This window comes from Acaryochloris marina S15 (assembly GCF_018336915.1).
GTDB classification, from domain to species: domain Bacteria; phylum Cyanobacteriota; class Cyanobacteriia; order Thermosynechococcales; family Thermosynechococcaceae; genus Acaryochloris; species Acaryochloris marina_A.
Window position 1 is genome coordinate 1,632,076 of the sequence record NZ_CP064923.1, and the last position, 18,534, is coordinate 1,650,609.

At 47.6% G+C, this 18,534-nt stretch carries 11 protein-coding genes; 5 read left to right on the forward strand and 6 right to left on the reverse strand.

The genetic code is table 11. From position 1 onward, the window contains the following. Positions 1-344 precede the first annotated feature (344 nt). Positions 345-869 carry a hypothetical protein gene (locus tag I1H34_RS08200; protein WP_212665166.1) on the reverse strand — a complete coding sequence of 175 codons (525 nt, stop codon included), beginning with the start codon at positions 867-869 and terminating at the stop codon, positions 345-347. A 224-nt stretch (positions 870-1,093) separates the two neighbouring features. After that, a complete protein-coding gene (locus I1H34_RS08205) occupies positions 1,094-1,384 on the reverse strand; it encodes a DUF2288 domain-containing protein (RefSeq protein ID WP_212665167.1) in 291 nt (96 codons plus the stop codon). Positions 1,385-1,528: 144 nt separating this feature from the next. Here I1H34_RS08205 and I1H34_RS08210 point away from each other — a divergent pair, with 144 nt between their 5' ends. Further along, positions 1,529-2,740: a saccharopine dehydrogenase family protein gene (locus I1H34_RS08210; protein WP_212665168.1), complete on the forward strand. Its 1,212-nt coding sequence runs from the start codon at positions 1,529-1,531 to the stop codon at positions 2,738-2,740. A gap of 57 nt (positions 2,741-2,797) precedes the next feature. Here the strand turns inward: I1H34_RS08210 and I1H34_RS08215 are convergent, their stop codons facing one another. Continuing rightward, positions 2,798-5,431: a GEVED domain-containing protein gene (locus I1H34_RS08215; protein ID WP_249369924.1), complete on the reverse strand. Its 2,634-nt coding sequence runs from the start codon at positions 5,429-5,431 to the stop codon at positions 2,798-2,800. Positions 5,432-5,963: 532 nt separating this feature from the next. After that, positions 5,964-6,572 carry a hypothetical protein gene (locus I1H34_RS08220; RefSeq protein WP_212665170.1) on the reverse strand — a complete coding sequence of 203 codons (609 nt, stop codon included), beginning with the start codon at positions 6,570-6,572 and terminating at the stop codon, positions 5,964-5,966. 1,019 nt (positions 6,573-7,591) lie between these two features. Here I1H34_RS08220 and I1H34_RS08225 point away from each other — a divergent pair. The 3 genes from I1H34_RS08225 (at position 7,592) to I1H34_RS08235 (ending at position 14,437) form a co-directional block, all read left to right on the forward strand. Continuing rightward, the gene (locus tag I1H34_RS08225) at positions 7,592-11,752 is read left to right on the forward strand and encodes a beta strand repeat-containing protein (protein WP_212665171.1); all 4,161 of its coding nucleotides are present in this window, start codon (positions 7,592-7,594) and stop codon (positions 11,750-11,752) included. Positions 11,753-11,814: 62 nt separating this feature from the next. Next, positions 11,815-12,201, forward strand: coding sequence for a hypothetical protein (locus I1H34_RS08230; RefSeq protein ID WP_212665172.1), 387 nt, complete (start codon positions 11,815-11,817; stop codon positions 12,199-12,201). Positions 12,202-12,526: 325 nt separating this feature from the next. Then, positions 12,527-14,437 (forward strand): two-component system response regulator, encoded by a 1,911-nt coding sequence (locus I1H34_RS08235; protein ID WP_212665173.1) that lies wholly within the window; start codon positions 12,527-12,529, stop codon positions 14,435-14,437. Positions 14,438-14,519: 82 nt separating this feature from the next. Here I1H34_RS08235 and I1H34_RS08240 read toward each other — a convergent pair whose 3' ends face one another. After that, positions 14,520-15,998 (reverse strand): cellulose synthase family protein, encoded by a 1,479-nt coding sequence (locus I1H34_RS08240; RefSeq protein ID WP_212665174.1) that lies wholly within the window; start codon positions 15,996-15,998, stop codon positions 14,520-14,522. Between the two features lie 286 nt (positions 15,999-16,284). On the opposite strand from I1H34_RS08240, the gene I1H34_RS08245 reads away from it, so the two are divergent. Continuing rightward, positions 16,285-16,755 (forward strand): hypothetical protein, encoded by a 471-nt coding sequence (locus tag I1H34_RS08245; protein ID WP_212665175.1) that lies wholly within the window; start codon positions 16,285-16,287, stop codon positions 16,753-16,755. 31 nt (positions 16,756-16,786) lie between these two features. On the opposite strand, the gene I1H34_RS08250 is transcribed toward I1H34_RS08245, so the two are convergent. Then, complete coding sequence (locus I1H34_RS08250) at positions 16,787-18,457, reverse strand: serine/threonine-protein kinase (RefSeq protein ID WP_212665176.1); 1,671 nt, start codon at positions 18,455-18,457, stop codon at positions 16,787-16,789. Positions 18,458-18,534: the final 77 nt, after the last annotated feature.

An 18,534-nucleotide genomic window follows, 5' to 3' on the forward strand; every position in this document is an offset into this window, starting at 1 on the left:
TTGATCCTTCGTAGGAACAATGTCCTCCTTTTGCTTGAGGCCTGATATTTTTCTAACCCCAGCAAAGACTAGCCTAGCCTTTTTGTAGCAAGTGTATTCATTTGGCTTGGGTGTCTCATATGCGACGTTCTCAGGCCAAAGGCTTGCTTCTAAATCGAATATAAGGGAGTCTCCCTGGTACCGCCAATCTAATACAAAACTATCAGTGAGATCTACTCCGTAAAGGCTTGATTTTAAGTCCATTATGTGAAACCTAATGACTCTCATCAGTGGGCAGCGGCCTGCTGCCCGCTGATGAGAGTCTTCATCATTAACCGGATTAGCGGTTCAGATGAATGGCATTGTTATCGCTTATTTTCAATCAACGGAAAGTTCCATCTCTCTGGAAGCTTAGCATCACAAAGTTGGCAATAGAACCACGCATCTTTGACGATGTTGCATGCGTTGCAGTTAGGGCATAGTCGAAACACAATGACGTCTGTGAATCGACCGGGATGTTTAATACCAATGCGATTCAGTACTGATTCAACTACCCACCAAGACTCAGGTTCAGGACAAAATCCTGTGGATTGATTTGAGATTGTAGCTATTTCATGGTTCTGGTCAATCGTTATTTCACCTGCTGAAAGAACAGGACCACCAGCAGCGCAAGCAATATGTTCCGATCTCCGAGTTGCTAGACGCAGAGTTTCATTGACGCCGATTGTAAAGGTTGCGATCCAACTGCCCTCTTGTGTTTTTTCGGTCGCAGTGGACGTGAGCCAATGACAAAGGTCATCTGCACAGAGGATTGATGTTCCAGCTGGTTGAGTTCGGGCAATATCGTGAATCTCTGCTGGGCCGACGTACTGATATTCGCGATGTAGCATTGCCGTTTGTCCAGCGGGATAACTAAGGTTAAACGGCAGCGTAATGCATGACACCTCAATCCAATATATTTAATGTCAATTGCCGAATAATACCCTCTTCATGCAGATTATATTTTGAGAGTTTGATCCCCCCTAAATGGGCTATAAAAGCGACATATTGTTGGATAAACCTCTATCAGGACCAAAAACTTGGACAACTGTAATGTCTCTAATTCGCGTATACTCTAATCGCTCTGAGCAACTAGAACAAAGGGTTGCACAATCAACGTGGTGAATTTTGTCTCTGGTTGAGTATTCCAGTCGCTCAACTGTTGAGCCGAGGGCTTGTAAATCAGACTTTCGCTGATCCAATGATGGACAGATTGGGTATTGTCATTTGCGATCGCAGCCCCCACATCCAGCAAATCTAAATGAGGCGTCACCACAATAATGGCATCCCGTTGAGAATGGGGAATCAGATCCTTCCATTCAATATCCGCAATGTCTTCAGCGAGTTTGTCTTTGATATCTTGCATAGTTAGTCAGTGGTTCAGGTGGATCCATCATCTCAGGTCAAGCTAAGTTTGGAAAATCCTGATGCTAGCCCTGAGATTATTTTCCTTAAACCTAGCAAAAGGTTAATCAGTATACGATAAAAGAGCCGTTGACTTGGACGCTGTATGAGCAATTCTCGACCCTATGACGTTGTTCTCTACGGAGCGAGTGGGTTTACTGGGCGGCAAACGGTTGAATATTTTGCCGAGCATGCGGGTGAGCAAATCCGATGGGCGATCGCAGGTCGGAATCGCCAAAAACTTGAGCAGGTCAAAGCCGACTGTGCTTCTGCTGCGGATGTCTTAGTAGCCGATAGCCAGGACCAGGAAGGACTGGATACCATTGCCGAACAGGCCCACGTCATTCTCAATACTGCCGGTCCCTTCGCCTTATATGGGGATTTGTTGGTGGATGCCTGTGTCCGTAAGCAAACCCACTACGTCGATATCACTGGCGAAACCCCCTGGGTCAAATCACTCATCCAGCGCTACCATGCCAAAGCCTCAGCGGACGGCACCCGCATTATTCCCTTCTGTGGTTTTGATTCAGTACCATCAGACCTGGGTACCTACCTAGTGGTGCGGTTTATGCAGCAGGAATTGGGCGTCTCTTGTCGGCAAGTTAAAGCTTGCTTCAAAGCTGCAGGCGGCTTTAATGGCGGCACCTTGGCTTCTGCCATCAACTTGATGCAGTCAGGAGAGTCTTCCCAGATGGCGGATCCCTATTTACTCAATCCCCCGGAAGAGTCCCCCCTCGATATTGCACCCCTGAGCCAAGATCCCAAGGGACCGCAGTATGACTCAGACTTGCAGGTCTGGACGGCACCTTTTTTCATGGGACCTGTGAATACTCGCGTGGTCAGACGCAGTAGCGCCCTCTTTGATCAATGGCAAGAGTCCTATGGTGCCCATTTTGCCTATCAAGAATATCTGAAATTTGATGGACCGTTAGCTGCCCTCGGTACCACTTTGGCAACGGGGGTATTTGGATTGGCCTTAAGTCAAGGGTGGGCTAGATCATTGCTACAGTCTCGACTGCCTCAACCGGGCAGCGGTCCTTCTACTCAGGTGATGGATGAAGGATGGTTCCGTTGTGAATTGATAGGGCAGGCCAGTAATGGCCAACAGGTGCGGTGCCTGATTCACAATCAAGGCGATCCAGGTAATCGCTCGACGGTGAAGTTTTTATGCGAGTCGGCCTTATGTTTGGCGACTCAGGCTGATCAGTTGCCGGGTAAGCAACGCGGTGGTGTGTTGACTCCAGCGACTGGATTAGGCGATGTGCTGGCCGATCGCTTACGCCAGGCAGGGACCACGATTGAGCTTACAGTTGTCTAGAGAGGCCAGCGAGCTAACGGATGGTTTGGAACCTACCACATTATCTTCAGTAAGGAGCTATTTCACCGTGGCCCGGAAACGAATGGCACCATAAGAAGTGGTGGGAGAGCCTGTGCTGATGGCGTGGGGCAGATTCCCCAGATTGATGACAACTGCGCCGTTATCTTCGGTTTGGGCTGCTGTACCGTTACAAGCGGCGGGTAGTGCAGAACCAGGTGGAAAGAACTGAGCAATGTCACCGTCTGCATCGTTGGTATAGGAGAACGTATTACCGTCATACTCCACCACCATGCCTCGATTAGCTCCTACACCACCGCTAGGTCCGGGGGGGACGGAGTTAAAGGCATCTGGGACATAAGTTTGGAAGTCGGGCACTTTGTCACAGAGTTGAACATCAGCAGCATCTATATTTCCGGTTGAGAGGAAGTAAATGGTGTATTCAACTTCATCACCCGGCCGAGTCCGACCGCCATCTGTGCCACCAATCAAGAAAGTACTGCTCGCTTTACCGGTGGTATTGGGCCACTTGTCCGTATCGGGTGGTGTTGCAGCTTCGATAGTGTTGTCGTCATAAACATAAGCTTCTTCCTGCTTATAGGCCGCTAAATTGTCGCCAGCGACACTAGTTGTGCCGCCGTTGACCTTAGTGATCCGCTTAACCAGCAGCAAGTTGGGGTCATAGGGAGGAATACATGGCGGCAAAGTGAACTCTACGGTATCAATAAAGTTTCCAGCTCTGATGTTGCCGGTGGCGGTAGAGACCGCTCTTAATTCAACCCGGGTGACGTACTGCCCCGCCGGAACGGTGTAGGTGCCATTGTAGAGTTTCCATCCTTCGTTGGGGTCGTTGACATCATTGCCAGACGTGAATGTTCCTTGACTGACGGTAGCGCCAGGAGGGCCAAGGCGAAACTCCATGGTATCGTTGCCCGTTCGACCCCGGTGAGCAAACTGCCAGCCCATCGCCGCCCCCGGTGTGGTCACCACATCCTGAAATAGAGCACCATCTTCTTCGGCGTTGATTTCAGCATGTTGTCCCCCTTCAAAGGCATCAAAGGGAACTTGCCCTCCGCCATGTTGGGATTGCCATATTTCTATATCATCCAGCGGTGTAGGTGTAGTCGTACCTTCAAAGTTCCAGCCGGGTACATCGGTCTCGTTGTATTGGCGAGCTAAGGTGGGAGCACTGCCAAAGGATAGAACTGAGGAGGGTGAACCCTGGGCAATATCTAATAGCTCAAATTCTCCATCGACTAGGCCCGTCACGGCGCAGGCGTTGATATCTGTGACGGGAGAAGCAATATTGACTTCGTAATCTTCAACTTCTCCATCTGTGGCGGATCCGTCCGGTCCTAGGCCAGTTTGGCTGCCGAAACGGAAGCGAGCATAGGTTGGACCATGCAAGAGCGTTATATCTGGAATAAAGGAAAGGCTATTATTGCCTGCACTTAAGTTTTCATCATCAAAGATCTGCTCACCTGGATCATCAAAGTCACCATCTTGGTTATAGTCAATCCAAGCATTGAGGATGCCAGCTTCGGAGGCGTTAACATCAACGGTGTTGCTAATCCCTGCCTGTACGACATGAATGGTATCGGGGAAGCTAAGAGACGGGCTAAAGGTGACTCCATCTTCATCATCGGTACCGTCGCCATCGTCGCCGTCGGCCCCAGCCCCGGCGTCTCCACCGAGCTGAGTATCCGCTTCGCTATCAGGAGCCGCACTGCCTAGATAAAGCGCGGGCGATATAGTGTGGCTAGCATCGCCGTAGGAATCAGGGGCATCACCATAGTCACTAGGTTGAAGATTAATCCCGAAATTAACTCCGCTGACATCAACTGAGTTAACGGTTATGGGGGTAGCACCATTGACGGTACCGTCTCCGGAGGATGCTGTTCCTTCTCCCGTATTAACCCAACCGGCAGGAAGACTAGCTGCAGGGGCCGTATTCCCTTGTACACCAGCCGTAGTACTAAGCGATACCGTGTATTGACCGGCCCCAATTGCCTGAAAAGAATAAATACCATTCGATGCAACCGTGGTAGAAGCAACAACATTGCCACTACTATCTACCAAATTTGCAAATAGTCCACCCGCATTGGTGCCTGTCCCATTGATTAAGCTATCCGTTAATCCATTGGTATCATCAAAAACTGTTCCCGAAATTGTTACAGGTTCAGCAACAGACACTCCTCCGAAGAAAAATCTGTCACCCGAATAGGTGGTTGGACTTGACCAAGGACCTGGCTGAGAGTCTCCTCTGACATAAACTCTAAAGGTAAGGGACGTAATATTAGTGCCCGTGAACAGGACACTACCACAAGCAGCCCCTGTAGAGCAGGATGAAGTTATGGTAGCCGCAGTGTTTGATATTGTGTTGCCCGTAACGTCAAAAAAAGCAGACCCAGATAATCTACTGGCGGTAATACCTGGGGTGGCTAGTTCGAATTCGGCTGTATGTCCATGAGCTAATCCGCCTACAACGCTTGTCCCACCCAAAGCACTTATCTGGATTACTGGATTTGAAACAGGTCGATTAAACGTTACAGTGATGTCCCCATAGTAATATCTACCATTTGTGGATAGATCAGCGATACGCAAGGGCTCTACCGTTGCAAATAGGTCAAAGGCATAGTTGTCAACTACCGATATTCCTGTCCCTGGCGTGCTATTGGGGCTTGAAGTGAACATGGAATCGACAGGTGCGCCAAGAGCATTCATCGAACTGAAGACAGACCTTGAGGCCGGCGTAGTACCTGTAGTATTAATCGATGATCCAAATGCTAATCCGTCTGTATATTGCTGATTCGAGAGAGAAACCGTTATGGAAATATTTGGTGTATAGGGTACAAAAGTATTTCCTGTCGTGTTCTCTTGAAGAGTTGCTGTGTGCGGTCCTGCACTGGGGCCATTGGGGGGACTCGTGTAACTGCCTACCGAGAATTCTAAATCTCCTGCCAATGCAAATGATGGAAAGATTGTGTCAACAATTAAAAAATTGAGCGATATGCTTCCTGCAAGTAGAGGAAGCATCCATAATTTTTGACCCTCAGTCCCTAGTTTTCTTTTAGTCGACACTAGAGAAATTTCAGACTGCTTACAGCGAGGAGAAAGCAGTCTTGCTAATTGGTCGAATAATTGCATGGTCAAAACTCAAAAATAATAGGAATTTGGTTGGCTGCTGATTAAGTATTGGTCAGCAACAGGGTTGAAATTCTTTGTCCTAACAGGGCGTTAAAGAATATGGAGAGAGATACCCAAAATGTTGATTAAATATATTTTTGGCAACAGTTTTTTTAGTTGAAGGCCCAGGTGTTTTCAGCAGTAGTTGATTTTGTAGAGCTGAATGATCTGCTGTTTTACTCGCTGGACTAGGAATACTTCTGCCAGTGGAAGTGTTCCTAGTCCAGTACAGTCTGGCCCAGAAAATTTGAAATCTAGGGTTATCTGCGGGAAAATTATAGGCCGCGGAGGAAGAGGTGAAGGCAGTGGCATCACTATCTATATAATCTATCCAGTCAGCATTATTTGTGAGGAGTTTGTTGGTGCCAGTAGTTGTAGTTGTTTGAGCACTATTGCAAGAACCTGTTCGGATTCCTAATGTCATTGAACAGGTGATGATGGGGTTCCCAAACATTGTGGTTTTCCCCCGAAGCTGAAAAGGATTACGAGTAGCGAAGGGGCTTTGATCTTGCACAATAATGGGTGGCAATGCTAAAGACATGGTAGCTGCTGTTACAAAAAAGCTCGATAACAAAGCTTGAGGTCGATGCTGTTTTCTTGGTTGCTTTCTTACACAGAATACTTTTAGGAAAGGGAAATAGGAGAACATATTTTTTCTGGGTATAGGATAAAGCGATAACCCAAAAGCTACCGACTGGTTGCTTTACGTTGCTATTTGCGCAATAGCAACGTAAAGCATACCTAAAATTATTTCTGGTAAAAAAGTGTCTCTAACAGGATGGGTCAAGCACAAGCAAAATCGATCATTGATTTCCATGTTTAGTCAATAGGAATAGACTCAATTACTTTGCCCGTACTGTCATGCAAGAAGATTCTAAATCCTGTCATAAATCTATCAAGATTGGCATTCATTCCCTTGCTGTAGCTTGGCATAATGGTTAAACAAAGAGAACGCCATTCATCAGTCAAAGCAAAGGATTGAACTGAATGTGAAAAAGTTTTCTTTTTTTCTGCATGTCTATGAAAACTTATTCTTATGAATATCTTTTTCGATAAAAAATAACTAAATATAATGATGGGCAAAAGCCCCGATAGTATTGTCTTTGCTTTGATCTGCTAGTTTGTTTTTACAGTAATTTTTACTTTGATAACTTCTTTAATTATTAATCTATTTCAATAATTAGATATTGATTTTAATTCGATGCGTTGTAGTCACTATTGATGCGCCATCTACAGCTAGGTAGAAAACTTCTTCCTCATTAGATCTTTTAGATGGCGAATTGCTAACCCTAGGATTTTTGATGGGTTCAAGGTAAAAAGACTACCGCGAGATTTTAATTTATCTAGTTAGGAAAAATTTCTTTGGATGCGCACAATCATAAGTATCATCCAGCTCTTTTAGATTTATCTTTTTCGGTAGGAATCCTTGCCAAAGGACTTAAAGCTTGGTGTAGGGTCAGTCCTGGTTCTGGGAATACTATTGAAGCGAAATCGGAATATATCCTTCTTTACTCCGAATTTCGCAGGTGCAAGTGTCAGATTGACGGGAAAAACAGGGGGAGTTGGACGGATGGTTCAAAATTGCCCTTCTGTACAAGAGACTCCATCCAAGGAGCTTTCTCCACCGGTGGATGACGGTAAACCTCTGAACCAAATATTTTTAATTCCATGATGAAACGCATTCGTTTCCCGAAGATAACTTTTGCCCGCTGGCAAGCTTGGCTGCACGGAATCAACCGTTCGACCAAAAGAGGACTGATCTTGGCCTTCAGCACATTCTTATGTGCTTTAATGGCTCACTTCGGTCTATTCCATGAGCCAGCAGTCGCGGCACCCAATGCCGACTTAGCCCTGTTGAATGCATTTGTCCCCACAGAGAGTCCTCCAGGCGTTCCCGTCATCTATCGTTTAACGTTCAACAACAACACCAGTAACCCCGTTAACATCACCAGCCTCAACCATACGTTGCCTGCTGCGCCGGGGAACTTGGTGTTCGATGCGGCAGCAACCACCAATACCTGTGGCAGTACGGTCAATATCACGACCGGTAGTGCAGGCGGAGGGCCAGGGTCATTTGCCATTACGGGGGGAGCTATTCCCGTTGGTGCCCCTGGATGTATTATCGAAATTCCAGTTAGGGGCTTTAATGCTGGCAACCATAACGACACCATCCCCGCAGGTGCATTATTTACAGCAGACGGTGAGAATCCCGATCCCACCGCAGCAACCTTACAAGTGGATGGTTCATCGCCTGCAACCCTTAATAAATCATTTTCTCCCAACACCATTCCTGGAGATGGCCGCTCGATTGTCACCATCCGCATCAATAACCCCAATGAATATGACCTGACGGGGACAACGGCAACGCCAACCCTAACGGATGATTTGCCCAGCAGCCCCTTTCAGCTCACAGTCGATACTCGTCCAGGAGCCCCTACTCCCACTACGAACTGTACTGGGGGAACGGTCAATATTAAGCCAGGGGGCACTGGTATTGAATTGATCGGTGGCACCCTTCCCAATGAAAGTTTTTGTACCGTTACCTTTCCGGTGACTCAACCTAATGGTGGGACCTATTCCAACAACATTCCTTCCGGTTCTCTCAGCACAGAGAATCTGGTTAGCAACAGTAACTCCCCTAGCGCAAATTTGAATGTGCAGACCGAAATCTCTATAGCCAAGGTTTTTGGGGCTGGCGGGCGGGATGAAGGGGAAACCACCAGTTTAGCCATTACGATTACCAATGGCGGTGGACCCCTTACGAATGCCACCCTAACGGATGCTTTACCTGCCCCGATTGTGGTGGCAGATGTCCCCAATGCGACGACAACTTGTACCCCTAATGGTTCCGAAGCACTCACTGTCACGCCAGGGGCATCCAGTATTACCCTCAATAGTGCTAATGTCCCTTCTTCTGCTCAAGTCCCTGGCTCAGATGCGACGACGAATAGCCTGGGATCTTGCACGATCAACCTGACGGTCAAGGTCGATCCAGGCGTCATTGGCAATATTGACAACAGCAATGGTTCCTCAGTTACCAACACCATAGCCGCTGGTGACTTAGGAAACGACGAAGGTCGTACCAATGCTGATCCAGTTTCAGACAGTATTAATGTTCGACCCGCATTGGTGGTGAATAAGGGCTACTCCAACAATGACACCATCTCTCCCGGAAATACTTCTCGGATGACCATTACCGTCCGAAATAATTCGTTTGCAGTTGGGGCAACAGGAGTGGGCTTCACTGATACCTTACCGGGCAGTTTAGAAATTGCTGATCCACCCAATATTACAAATAGCAATTGCGGTTCACCAACCATAACAGGAGCTGCAACTACTAATGTACTTACCTTTAGTGGCGGCACCATTGGTACCAACTCCACTTGTACCGTACAAGTGGATGTGTTCTTACCTCTGGGAACGTCAGTCGGCACCAACCTAGATAACGTCATTCCTGACGACTCGATCCTGAATGATCAAGGATTAGATAGCAATGCGGTTACGGGGAGTCAAGGCCGCTTAAACGTGGTCGATCGCGTTGAAATCATTAAGTCTTTCAACAGCAGCTCCGTTCGTCGCGGCGTGCCCTCAACCCTAAGCATTAGCATTCGCAATAATCGTCGTACTGATACTGGGGTAACGCAGCCACTCACAGGGGTCACGATTTCAGATGATTTAACCACAAACACTCCTGCGGCTAACTTGCAGATAGCAACTCCTGCTAACTTTAGCCAAACTGGTTGTGACTTTAGCAGTACACCTATTTTTACAGGAAACACCTCTGGCAGTACATCCTTCAGCATGATCAACGGCAGTATTGCCCCTGTCGATGATAGTGATCCAAATGCGGATACCTGTACGATCGAGTTTGATGTTATTGAGATCGCTACGACAAATACTCCGCCTTTTATCCCTCCTGTGACCTATACCAATACAACATCAGGGTTTAGTAATATTGAAGGTGAACCCGCAACCGAAGATGACGCTGTACTAACGGTCACCTCTCCCTTAGAAGGCACCAAAACCTTCCAGTCGGCTGAAGTGGTTGCTGGGGGTAAGTCCACGGCAGTCATTGAGTTAACGAATACCTGGGACCAACCCTTAACCGTTACAACCTTCACAGATACTTGGGCTCAAGCGAATGTCACGGTTGCATCTCCACTGGTGACTAGTTCAACCTGTGGGGGCACCATTACCACGACTCCAGGAAGTCAATCAGTCAATTTTGCTGGCGGTGTGGTACCTGCTCAAGTGGGCGGAGTACCTGGCATTTGTACCATTCGATTTGAAGTCGTTATGGATGGAACAGGCAGCACCACTTTTGTAAATAGTTTGCCGGCTGGCTCTATCACCACTGCTGAAGGATTTGTGAACCCGGTTGTTGTCGATGGAACTTTAACTCGGACAACCGCCAATATTAATCTCAATAAATCCTTTAGTCCCCTGAGTATTAGAGTGGGTGATCCGAGTACCTTAACGGTGACAGTGACGAACCCCAATGGCGGCATCCCCGTCACTCAATTAGGGTTTACGGACACGATGCCTGCCGAGATGGTGGTGTTCTCCGTGCCTAATGCCACGACAACTTGTAGTGATGGCAATAGTGGAACTGCTACCGTCACAGCAACACCCGGTCAAAATACCTTCACTTTGTCGGGGGCAGCCTTAAACCCCAATCAAAGTTGTACCGTTACGGTACGGGTAACACTATTGGATACCGGCAATACGATTAACCAACTACAGCCGGGGGATGTCTTTAGCCAAGAGAATGTCACCAATAGTGCATTAGCCCAAGCCACTCTCAATGCCTTGGCAGCTATCACTCCCGGTAAATCCTTTAATCCCACCTCTGTAGAAGGGGGCGAGATTAGCCAGTTAACCTTAACGATTACCAACAACCAGACCAATACTGAATCGGGTGAACCGTTATCGAATGTGTCGATTAACGATTCGCTGCCCGCCGATTTATTTGTGGCCAATACCCCAAATGCTTCGACAACCTGTCCAAGCGGGACCGTAACGGTAACTCCTGGGGGATCTACCGTGCAGATGACCGGGGCAACCCTAGCCCCTGGAGCCAATTGCCAGGTTCAAGTAGATGTGGTGTCTAGTTTGATGGGGAGCTATCAAAACCGGATTGAACGGGGAGATTTGACGGCTCAAATTCAACCCTCGATTGATCCAATGCCCGGTGGCAACCCTACTACCATTCAAAATACGTCTCGACCGACGGCGATCTTAACAGTGAATTCCGATAGATTGCCCCCCGAGATCTTGCTAGTGAAGCGGATTACGGCAGTGAATGGAGTCAATGTGACCGGGTTTGAGGATGGTTCCGACGGCGATGATAACGATCCACATTGGCCTTCACCCGTGAGTAACTCATTGCGAGGGGCCTTAAATCTATCGACTCCCGTAAAGCCCGGTGATGACTTGGAGTATTCAATTTACTTCTTAAATACAGGGTTATCGGAAGCCTTTAGTTTGACGTTGTGTGATCGCGTTCCTGACTTCACCACCTATGAGCGAAATACCTACAACAACCAGCCCAATCAAGATCCAGGCGGAATAGCCGGATCTGGACGCGGCATGATGCTAGGTTTAGGCACAAATGAAGTCTCCCTCACCAATGGGCCGGATGGTGACCAGGGCTATTACTTTGAACCGAATGTCGATCCAATGGTGACTTTACCGAATATCAACTGTGATGGGACGAATACCAACGGTGCCGTGGCGGTGCAACTGAGCAGTAATGTTCCCAATGCCACCGCTGCAGGTGTACCTGTGAATTCCTATGGTTATATTCGGTTTACCGCCAAGGTGGACTAGAAAAACTGTTTCGGGCCAGCGCTGTTCAAGCGCTTGGCCCGAAACACTAGTTGTGATTGCTTATGGATTCAACAATGAACTATTTTGTAAAACTCTTTTTCCTGGTTGCACTCTCTTTCTCAGTCATTTTTTCCTCTGTAGGGATGGGATATGCCAGTGAAGTTCATCCTTATTCTATGTGGCTCAAGCAAGGAGAATCGTTTGACCTCGAACAATATTTGTCGGTCAATGAATCAATGACAGCAGGTTGTAATGAAGACTGTTTTGATGTTGATTTAATTTTGTATGACGCAACTAAAAAAGAAGTGGTGTATCAAGATATTGATGCCAATACTAATCCTAAGATTACGGCCCCCTATGATGGTGATTTTGTAGTCAACCTATCATTGCCAAATTGCTCACTCAGTAGAGGCTGCAAGGTTTGGCTTGACTTGGATGAGGAAGGGTAAACGAAGCTCTATATTTATCGACTTAAGGAGTACTTTTTCTAATAACGACAAGAAAAAGGAAGTCTTTCTCTTTATTTTTTCATATTTAAAGAATTATGCTGAAGATTTGTAAATCAAAGACAAAATTCAGTAAGTATGGCAAAAATAGTATGTGCGTAGATATGACATCGATTTTGTATGATGCCATGTCTATGAAAGGGGGATTGTAGGTAATGATTGAAATACTTTTCTCGGTTGTAATGAAAGTTCCTCAATGATCTGAACTGGGTACACTAAAGTGCAAGCTGAGCATCTCGTTCTACTCCTTTTTTAGCCGAATTTAGCCATGACACTGAATACGCCTACATCCCCGACGGTGGATTTGCCTTCGAATGAAGAGTCGAAGGGCTTGATTTTGATTGTTGATGATACGCCCCATAACTTGCAAATCCTGTCCACGGCGTTAACGAAGCAAGGCTATCAGGTGCGAGGGGCAGCCAATGGCTCCATGGCTTTGATTGGGGCCAGAAATATCATGCCCGACTTGATATTGCTGGATATCAAGATGCCAGAAATGGATGGCTATACGGTGTGTGAGCGATTGAAGTCGGAAGCACAAACCCAAGAGATTCCAGTCGTTTTTATTAGTGCCTTAGACGATGCCTTGGATAAGGTCAAAGCCTTTACAGTGGGTGGGGTAGACTATATCACCAAGCCTTTTCAACTGGCTGAGATTTTGGCTCGGGTGGAAAATCAACTGACCATTGGTCGGTTGCAAAAAGAACAGCGCAAACAAAATGAACGATTACAAGCCGAGGTGCGCGATCGCATTGCTGCCGAAGCCCAGATTCAAGCCCTCAATGCTGACCTAGAGGAAAGGGTAATCCAGCGGACAGAACGGCTGAATCAAGAAATTGCTGAGCGGGAAAAAGTGCAGCAGCAGTTGAAATATATGGCGATGCACGATCCACTGACGGATTTGCCTAACCGGACTTTGTTTCTCAACTGCCTAGAAGAAACCCTACAGGAAGCCCAGAGCCATTCTGATCAATCATTTGCCCTGCTGTTTCTTGATTGCGATCGCTTCAAAGCCATTAACGATTCCTTGGGGCATTTGGTTGGGGACCAGTTTTTAGTTGCGATCGCAAAACGGTTTCACCGCTGCGTGGGCGATCAGCTCCTCGCCCGCTTAGGGGGCGATGAATTCACCATTTTGCTCAAAAATGTCTCCAGTGAGCAACAGGCCACGGATGTGGCAGCTGCTATTCAGCGCAGTTTACTAGAGCCCTTCCATATTGGAGACAACGAATTTTTCGTCTCTGCCAGCATTGGCATTGTGATGAGCAGCCCGGACTATCGACAACCCACAGAGATGTTGCGGGATGCCGATACCGCCATGTATCGGGCCAAAGCCATGGGCAAAGCGCGGCATGTCGTCTTCAATGCCAGCATGCATGAAGATGTCCAAAGTACTCTCCAACTAGAAACAGACCTCCGTCGGGCCATCGAACGCCAAGAATTTATTCTCAACTATCAGCCCATTGTGGCCTTAGATACGGGCATGATTACAGGGTTTGAAGCCCTGGTTCGCTGGATTAGCCCGGAATTAGGATTTATCTCTCCTGGGAAATTTATCCCCCTCGCTGAAGATACGGGTTTAATTATTCCCCTAGGGGAGTGGGTATTGCGGGAAGCTTGTCGCCAGCTGAATGAATGGCAGGCGAATAAGGTGACGGATATTCCCTTGACCATGAGCGTCAATTTATCCGTTAAACAATTCTCTCAGCCCAACCTGATTGAAACGATTGATCAAATTTTGATCGAGACCCAGCTCCCCGCCGAATGCTTAAAGCTGGAAATCACTGAAAGCGCCATTATGGAGAATTCCGACTCGGCGGCCAAGATTCTGGAGCAGCTGAGAGACCGTCAGATTTACCTCAGCATTGATGATTTTGGCACGGGCTATTCTTCCTTGAGTTACCTGCATCGGTTCCCCGTCAATACCTTGAAAGTCGATCGGTCTTTTGTCTGTCGGCTGGATGCTGCAGACGATAACGTTGCCATTGTTCAAGCCATTGTGACCTTAGCCCAAACCATGGGGATGGATGTCGTCGCCGAAGGGATTGAGACGACTGAACAGCAACTCCAACTGGCGAACTTAGGGTGTGAATATGGCCAGGGATATCTGTTTTGCAGACCCGTTAATGCTGAGATAGCGAGTGAAATGCTAGCCAGCAAAAATCACAAATTGTTCTAGGTTTTGCCTTGATTTAGGCATTCTTCAACTTTCTCTAGTGCCCGTTGGTTTCGGCTCGGTTGTCAGGTCAATGTAGGCGAACTTAGCGCCGTTGAAACATGCTGAGGGAAAGAACATAGACATAACCGATCAAAAAGAGTAGCAAAAACGGTAGTGATAAGTAATGGGCATTAACGACTGCTACGCTAATGGTCACGAGTAAATACGCCACCATAGATAGTTCCAAGTAGGGAACTAAATTTCTGGCTGCGCGGTATTTTCTGGTCTTCCAGTCTTCTTCATTACTAGTGACGCCATGCTTGGGCGTGCGGACAAAATCACGTCCCACCCGGAACAGGCCATCATAAACGGCTAGGGATTGATTAATACTGAGTCCAATCCCCACACTCATTAATAAAAACAAGTTGGAAGCCAATTTCCATGGAGATTGTTTACCCAGTTGCTCTTCTTGAGCCACTGAGTAAAAAGCCAACAGACTCAGGGTGGTGACTAGGAATAGGGGGAGATGGATAGCTAGACCATATCGCCAGCCCGTTTGAGCGAGAAAGAGTTGGTAGGGTAAGGATAAGAGAAGCAGGGCTAAGAGCAGTAGGTAATTAAAGTTATTGGTGAGGTGGAAAAAGGCTTCCACTTTCACATGCCAGGGGGCTTGAGATTTCAGAATAGGCATCAGCAGCTTTTTGGCCACTTGGCTGGCGCCTTTAGCCCACCGAAACTGCTGGGATTTAAAGGAATTCATCTCCATGGGCAATTCGGCTGGGACTACAAGATTAGGCAGGTAAACACAGTCCCACCCTTTGAGTTGTGCTCGATAAGAGAGGTCCAAATCCTCTGTTACGGTCGTATGCTGCCATCCTCCAGCATCTTCGATGGTCTGGATGCGCCAAATCCCAGCCGTACCGTTGAAATTAAAAAAACAGCCTGAGCGATTCCGAGAGGTTTGTTCCGTGACAAAGTGCCCATCCAACATTAGGGCTTGGATTTCTGTGAGGATGGAATAATGGCGGTTAATATGTCCCCAGCGGGCCTGAACCATCCCCACCTTCGGATTCGCGAAATAGTGAACCATGTTGAGTAAGGTATCGGGGGCTGGCACAAAATCTGCATCGAAGATCATCACCAAATCCCCCGTGGCGGATTGCAGCCCGTAAGCTAGGGCACCTGCTTTATAGCCTTTGCGATCGCACCGGTGAATATAGTCAATATTGAGGTGGTGCTGCTTTAGCTCTCGCACCTTAGCTCGACAAATCTCCCGCGTTTCATCCGTCGAGTCGTCCAATACCTGAATTTGCAGCTTATCAACGGGATACTCCAAGGCGGCAACGGCCTCTAGGAGCCGATCCACCACATACATCTCATTAAACAAAGGGAGCTGAATGGTGACCTGGGGCAGTTCAGCGTCGGAGAATTGATGTAGCGGCTGAATATCGCGACGACGATGCAGGTAATATCGCCAAATAATCGAAATTTTGTGGAAGCTGTATACGGCGATCAGCGTCAAAATACCAAGGTATAGTTCAGGAATAACACCTGAAACGCTATCAATGAAACTAATGCCCATATAATGCTTATCGTTGATTGAATATACTCAGAATTTGCAAAAAATCCTTGTCTCCTGGCCCTGTATAAGTAGGTGGAGGACTGTATTCTATCTCGCCCAGACTAGAGACAGCTTAATTCAATCTGAGAAGATAATTAGTTTCTGCCCTCGGGCAATCCTCCTTGAAATGGCGAGTTTGCTGATGCCAGAAAGCCTCAAACTGGAGTCTGATTTAATAGGTGTGAGTTTCCTTTAATAGGTGCAATATCAAAAATCTTATTCAGAATTCATCAGGAGAGAAGCCAATTTGTATGAGGGGGATGATATCGATTTTTTGTATGTGCTCCGTCCCCACGGCTGGAGTGATTTGCTCCTCTATGTGGGGGGAGAAATCCATCACCTTTGTATCACGCATGTCTTCTCCGACCCGATTGTGGATCTGAGCTATCTCGCGAGCAGCCTACACCATCGGGTGCCTGCCATTGAGCTTTTTCTCTGGGATGAACCTGGAGGCTACAGGCTTCGGTTTAAGCAGTTTAATGAACAGCATCATTGGTATGCTGTTCAACTCGCCAGCTTTCCGGAAGGTCCTCCCGAATCCAGTCAATGCATCGAAACCGTTTTGGTCGCGTTCAATATCAAAGCTGACCATTTTGTGAAGCTGATTTATAGCCAACTGGAGAAAACCGCCAAGCTTTGTGAGGACAAGAGCTATCGAAAGCACCGTGATTTTTCCTACATGGAATTCAATCACCTTCGTCAGCAGCTCAGTGATTAATGTACTTTAAATGCAAAGCTCCACTGGACTTTTACTCATCATCTTCAATCTCTAAGAATCGATCTTGGGCAATGGCAAACCACAGTTGCTGGGCTCGTTTGCCTGGCAGATCGACATTTCGATACATCGGTAAATCATCCACCAATGTCTCTTCGACTCGTCGATAAAAGCGGCGTCTATTGACCTTTTTGCGGCGCAATTGTTGGTCTAAGTTTTTGCGATCGCGCAGTTGGTATTGGCCGATGCGATCGCGCACTTCAGGATTGAGCTTACCCATCGCTTCTAAAACCTGGAATCCCACTTCATCCCACTGTTCTCGCAAAGGTGCATCCCCTTCATTCCGGGTCAATGCTCGACCTTGATAGTTGGGATATTCCAAGAAAAAGGCTTCGTTGGTGACCTGGTTGAAGTAGCGAGAAGACACTCCTAGGGCATCAATCCGCTCGAACAACCGGGCTTTTCGGGACAGCTCTTCCCGAGATAAAGAGGGCGGTGCTTTGGGTTGGGCAGGCTCTTTTTGACTGACAGGAGCGACGTTACTTGTATCGACGCGCTCACGGATAGCCCAGATGACGCCGCCTAACAGAGTTGCGATCGCACCCAAAATCATCACTTGTTTCAGCAGGGTGATCGTCCAGTTTTGGACTTTATTGCCAACCTTAGTGACCACTCCCGGCTCTTTCACTACAGGTTCAGCAACTACCGTATGCTGGGTGACCTCAGCCTTAAATTCGGCGATATCCGTTGGGGGCGGTGGCGGAAAATCGGATGCGGTCTGATGGATCGGGGGAGGTGTAGGTAGTTTTCGTCCTGGAGAAGGGGTGGCCAGATGCCCTAGCTGCTCTAAATCTCTTAAGGCTCTTTGGGCAGAAGGATAGCGGGCATTAGCTTGGGTGGCGACCATCGTCTCTAAGATCCGCGCCAATTCCTCATCCACGCCGATATGCCGCCACTGGAAGGCCCGAATATTGGCATCATAAAACTCCTGGGGGTCTTGGCCCATCAACATCACTAGAGCCGTTACCCCTAAAGCATAGAGATCGCTATGCTCATAAACTTTGCCTAATCGGATCTGTTCTTCTGGGGCATATCCAGGCTTCCCTAGAATGGTGGTCCCCCCAAATTTTTGCTCGGGGTTATTGGGGTCCACAAACTTGCCAAAACTGGCCGTAATTTGCTTAACACCTCCAAAGTCAATCAGAATCGGTAACCCATCCCTTTGCCGTTGGATCAGATTATCGGGAGAGATGTCACGATGGATTAACCCCTGGCGGTGAATGTAGTCGAGCACCGGCAAAAGTTGAGTTAAAAACAGATAGATTTCGGACTCGGTGTAGGTTTGCCCTTGTTTGACTCGTTCTCGCAGCAAAGCCTGATAGGTGTCCCCTTCAACATAGTCTTGGACCAGGCAGAGAGACCGATCCTGCGGTCCCATAAACCATTCTCGGAATTGAGGAATTTGGGGATGATCCAGCTTATAGAGAACCGCTGCTTCCCGCACAAATAGCTCTTTTGCCTTTGTTAGCAGGATTTCACTACTTTCACTGGCTGGGGCAAATTCTTTGAGGACACATCGCTCATTGAATCGATGAATATCCTCGACCAAATAGGTACAGCCAAACCCACCCTGGCCAAGTTCCCGCACGATTCGGTAGCGGTTGGCAATGGTTGTAGCTGGGGGATGATACTGCTGCGTTGGCATTCAGATGCACTCCACATCGGCAGATTGAAACAGAGCAGGGTAAGGAACGGGGAAGCGCAATTTTTAGGGTGAGATTG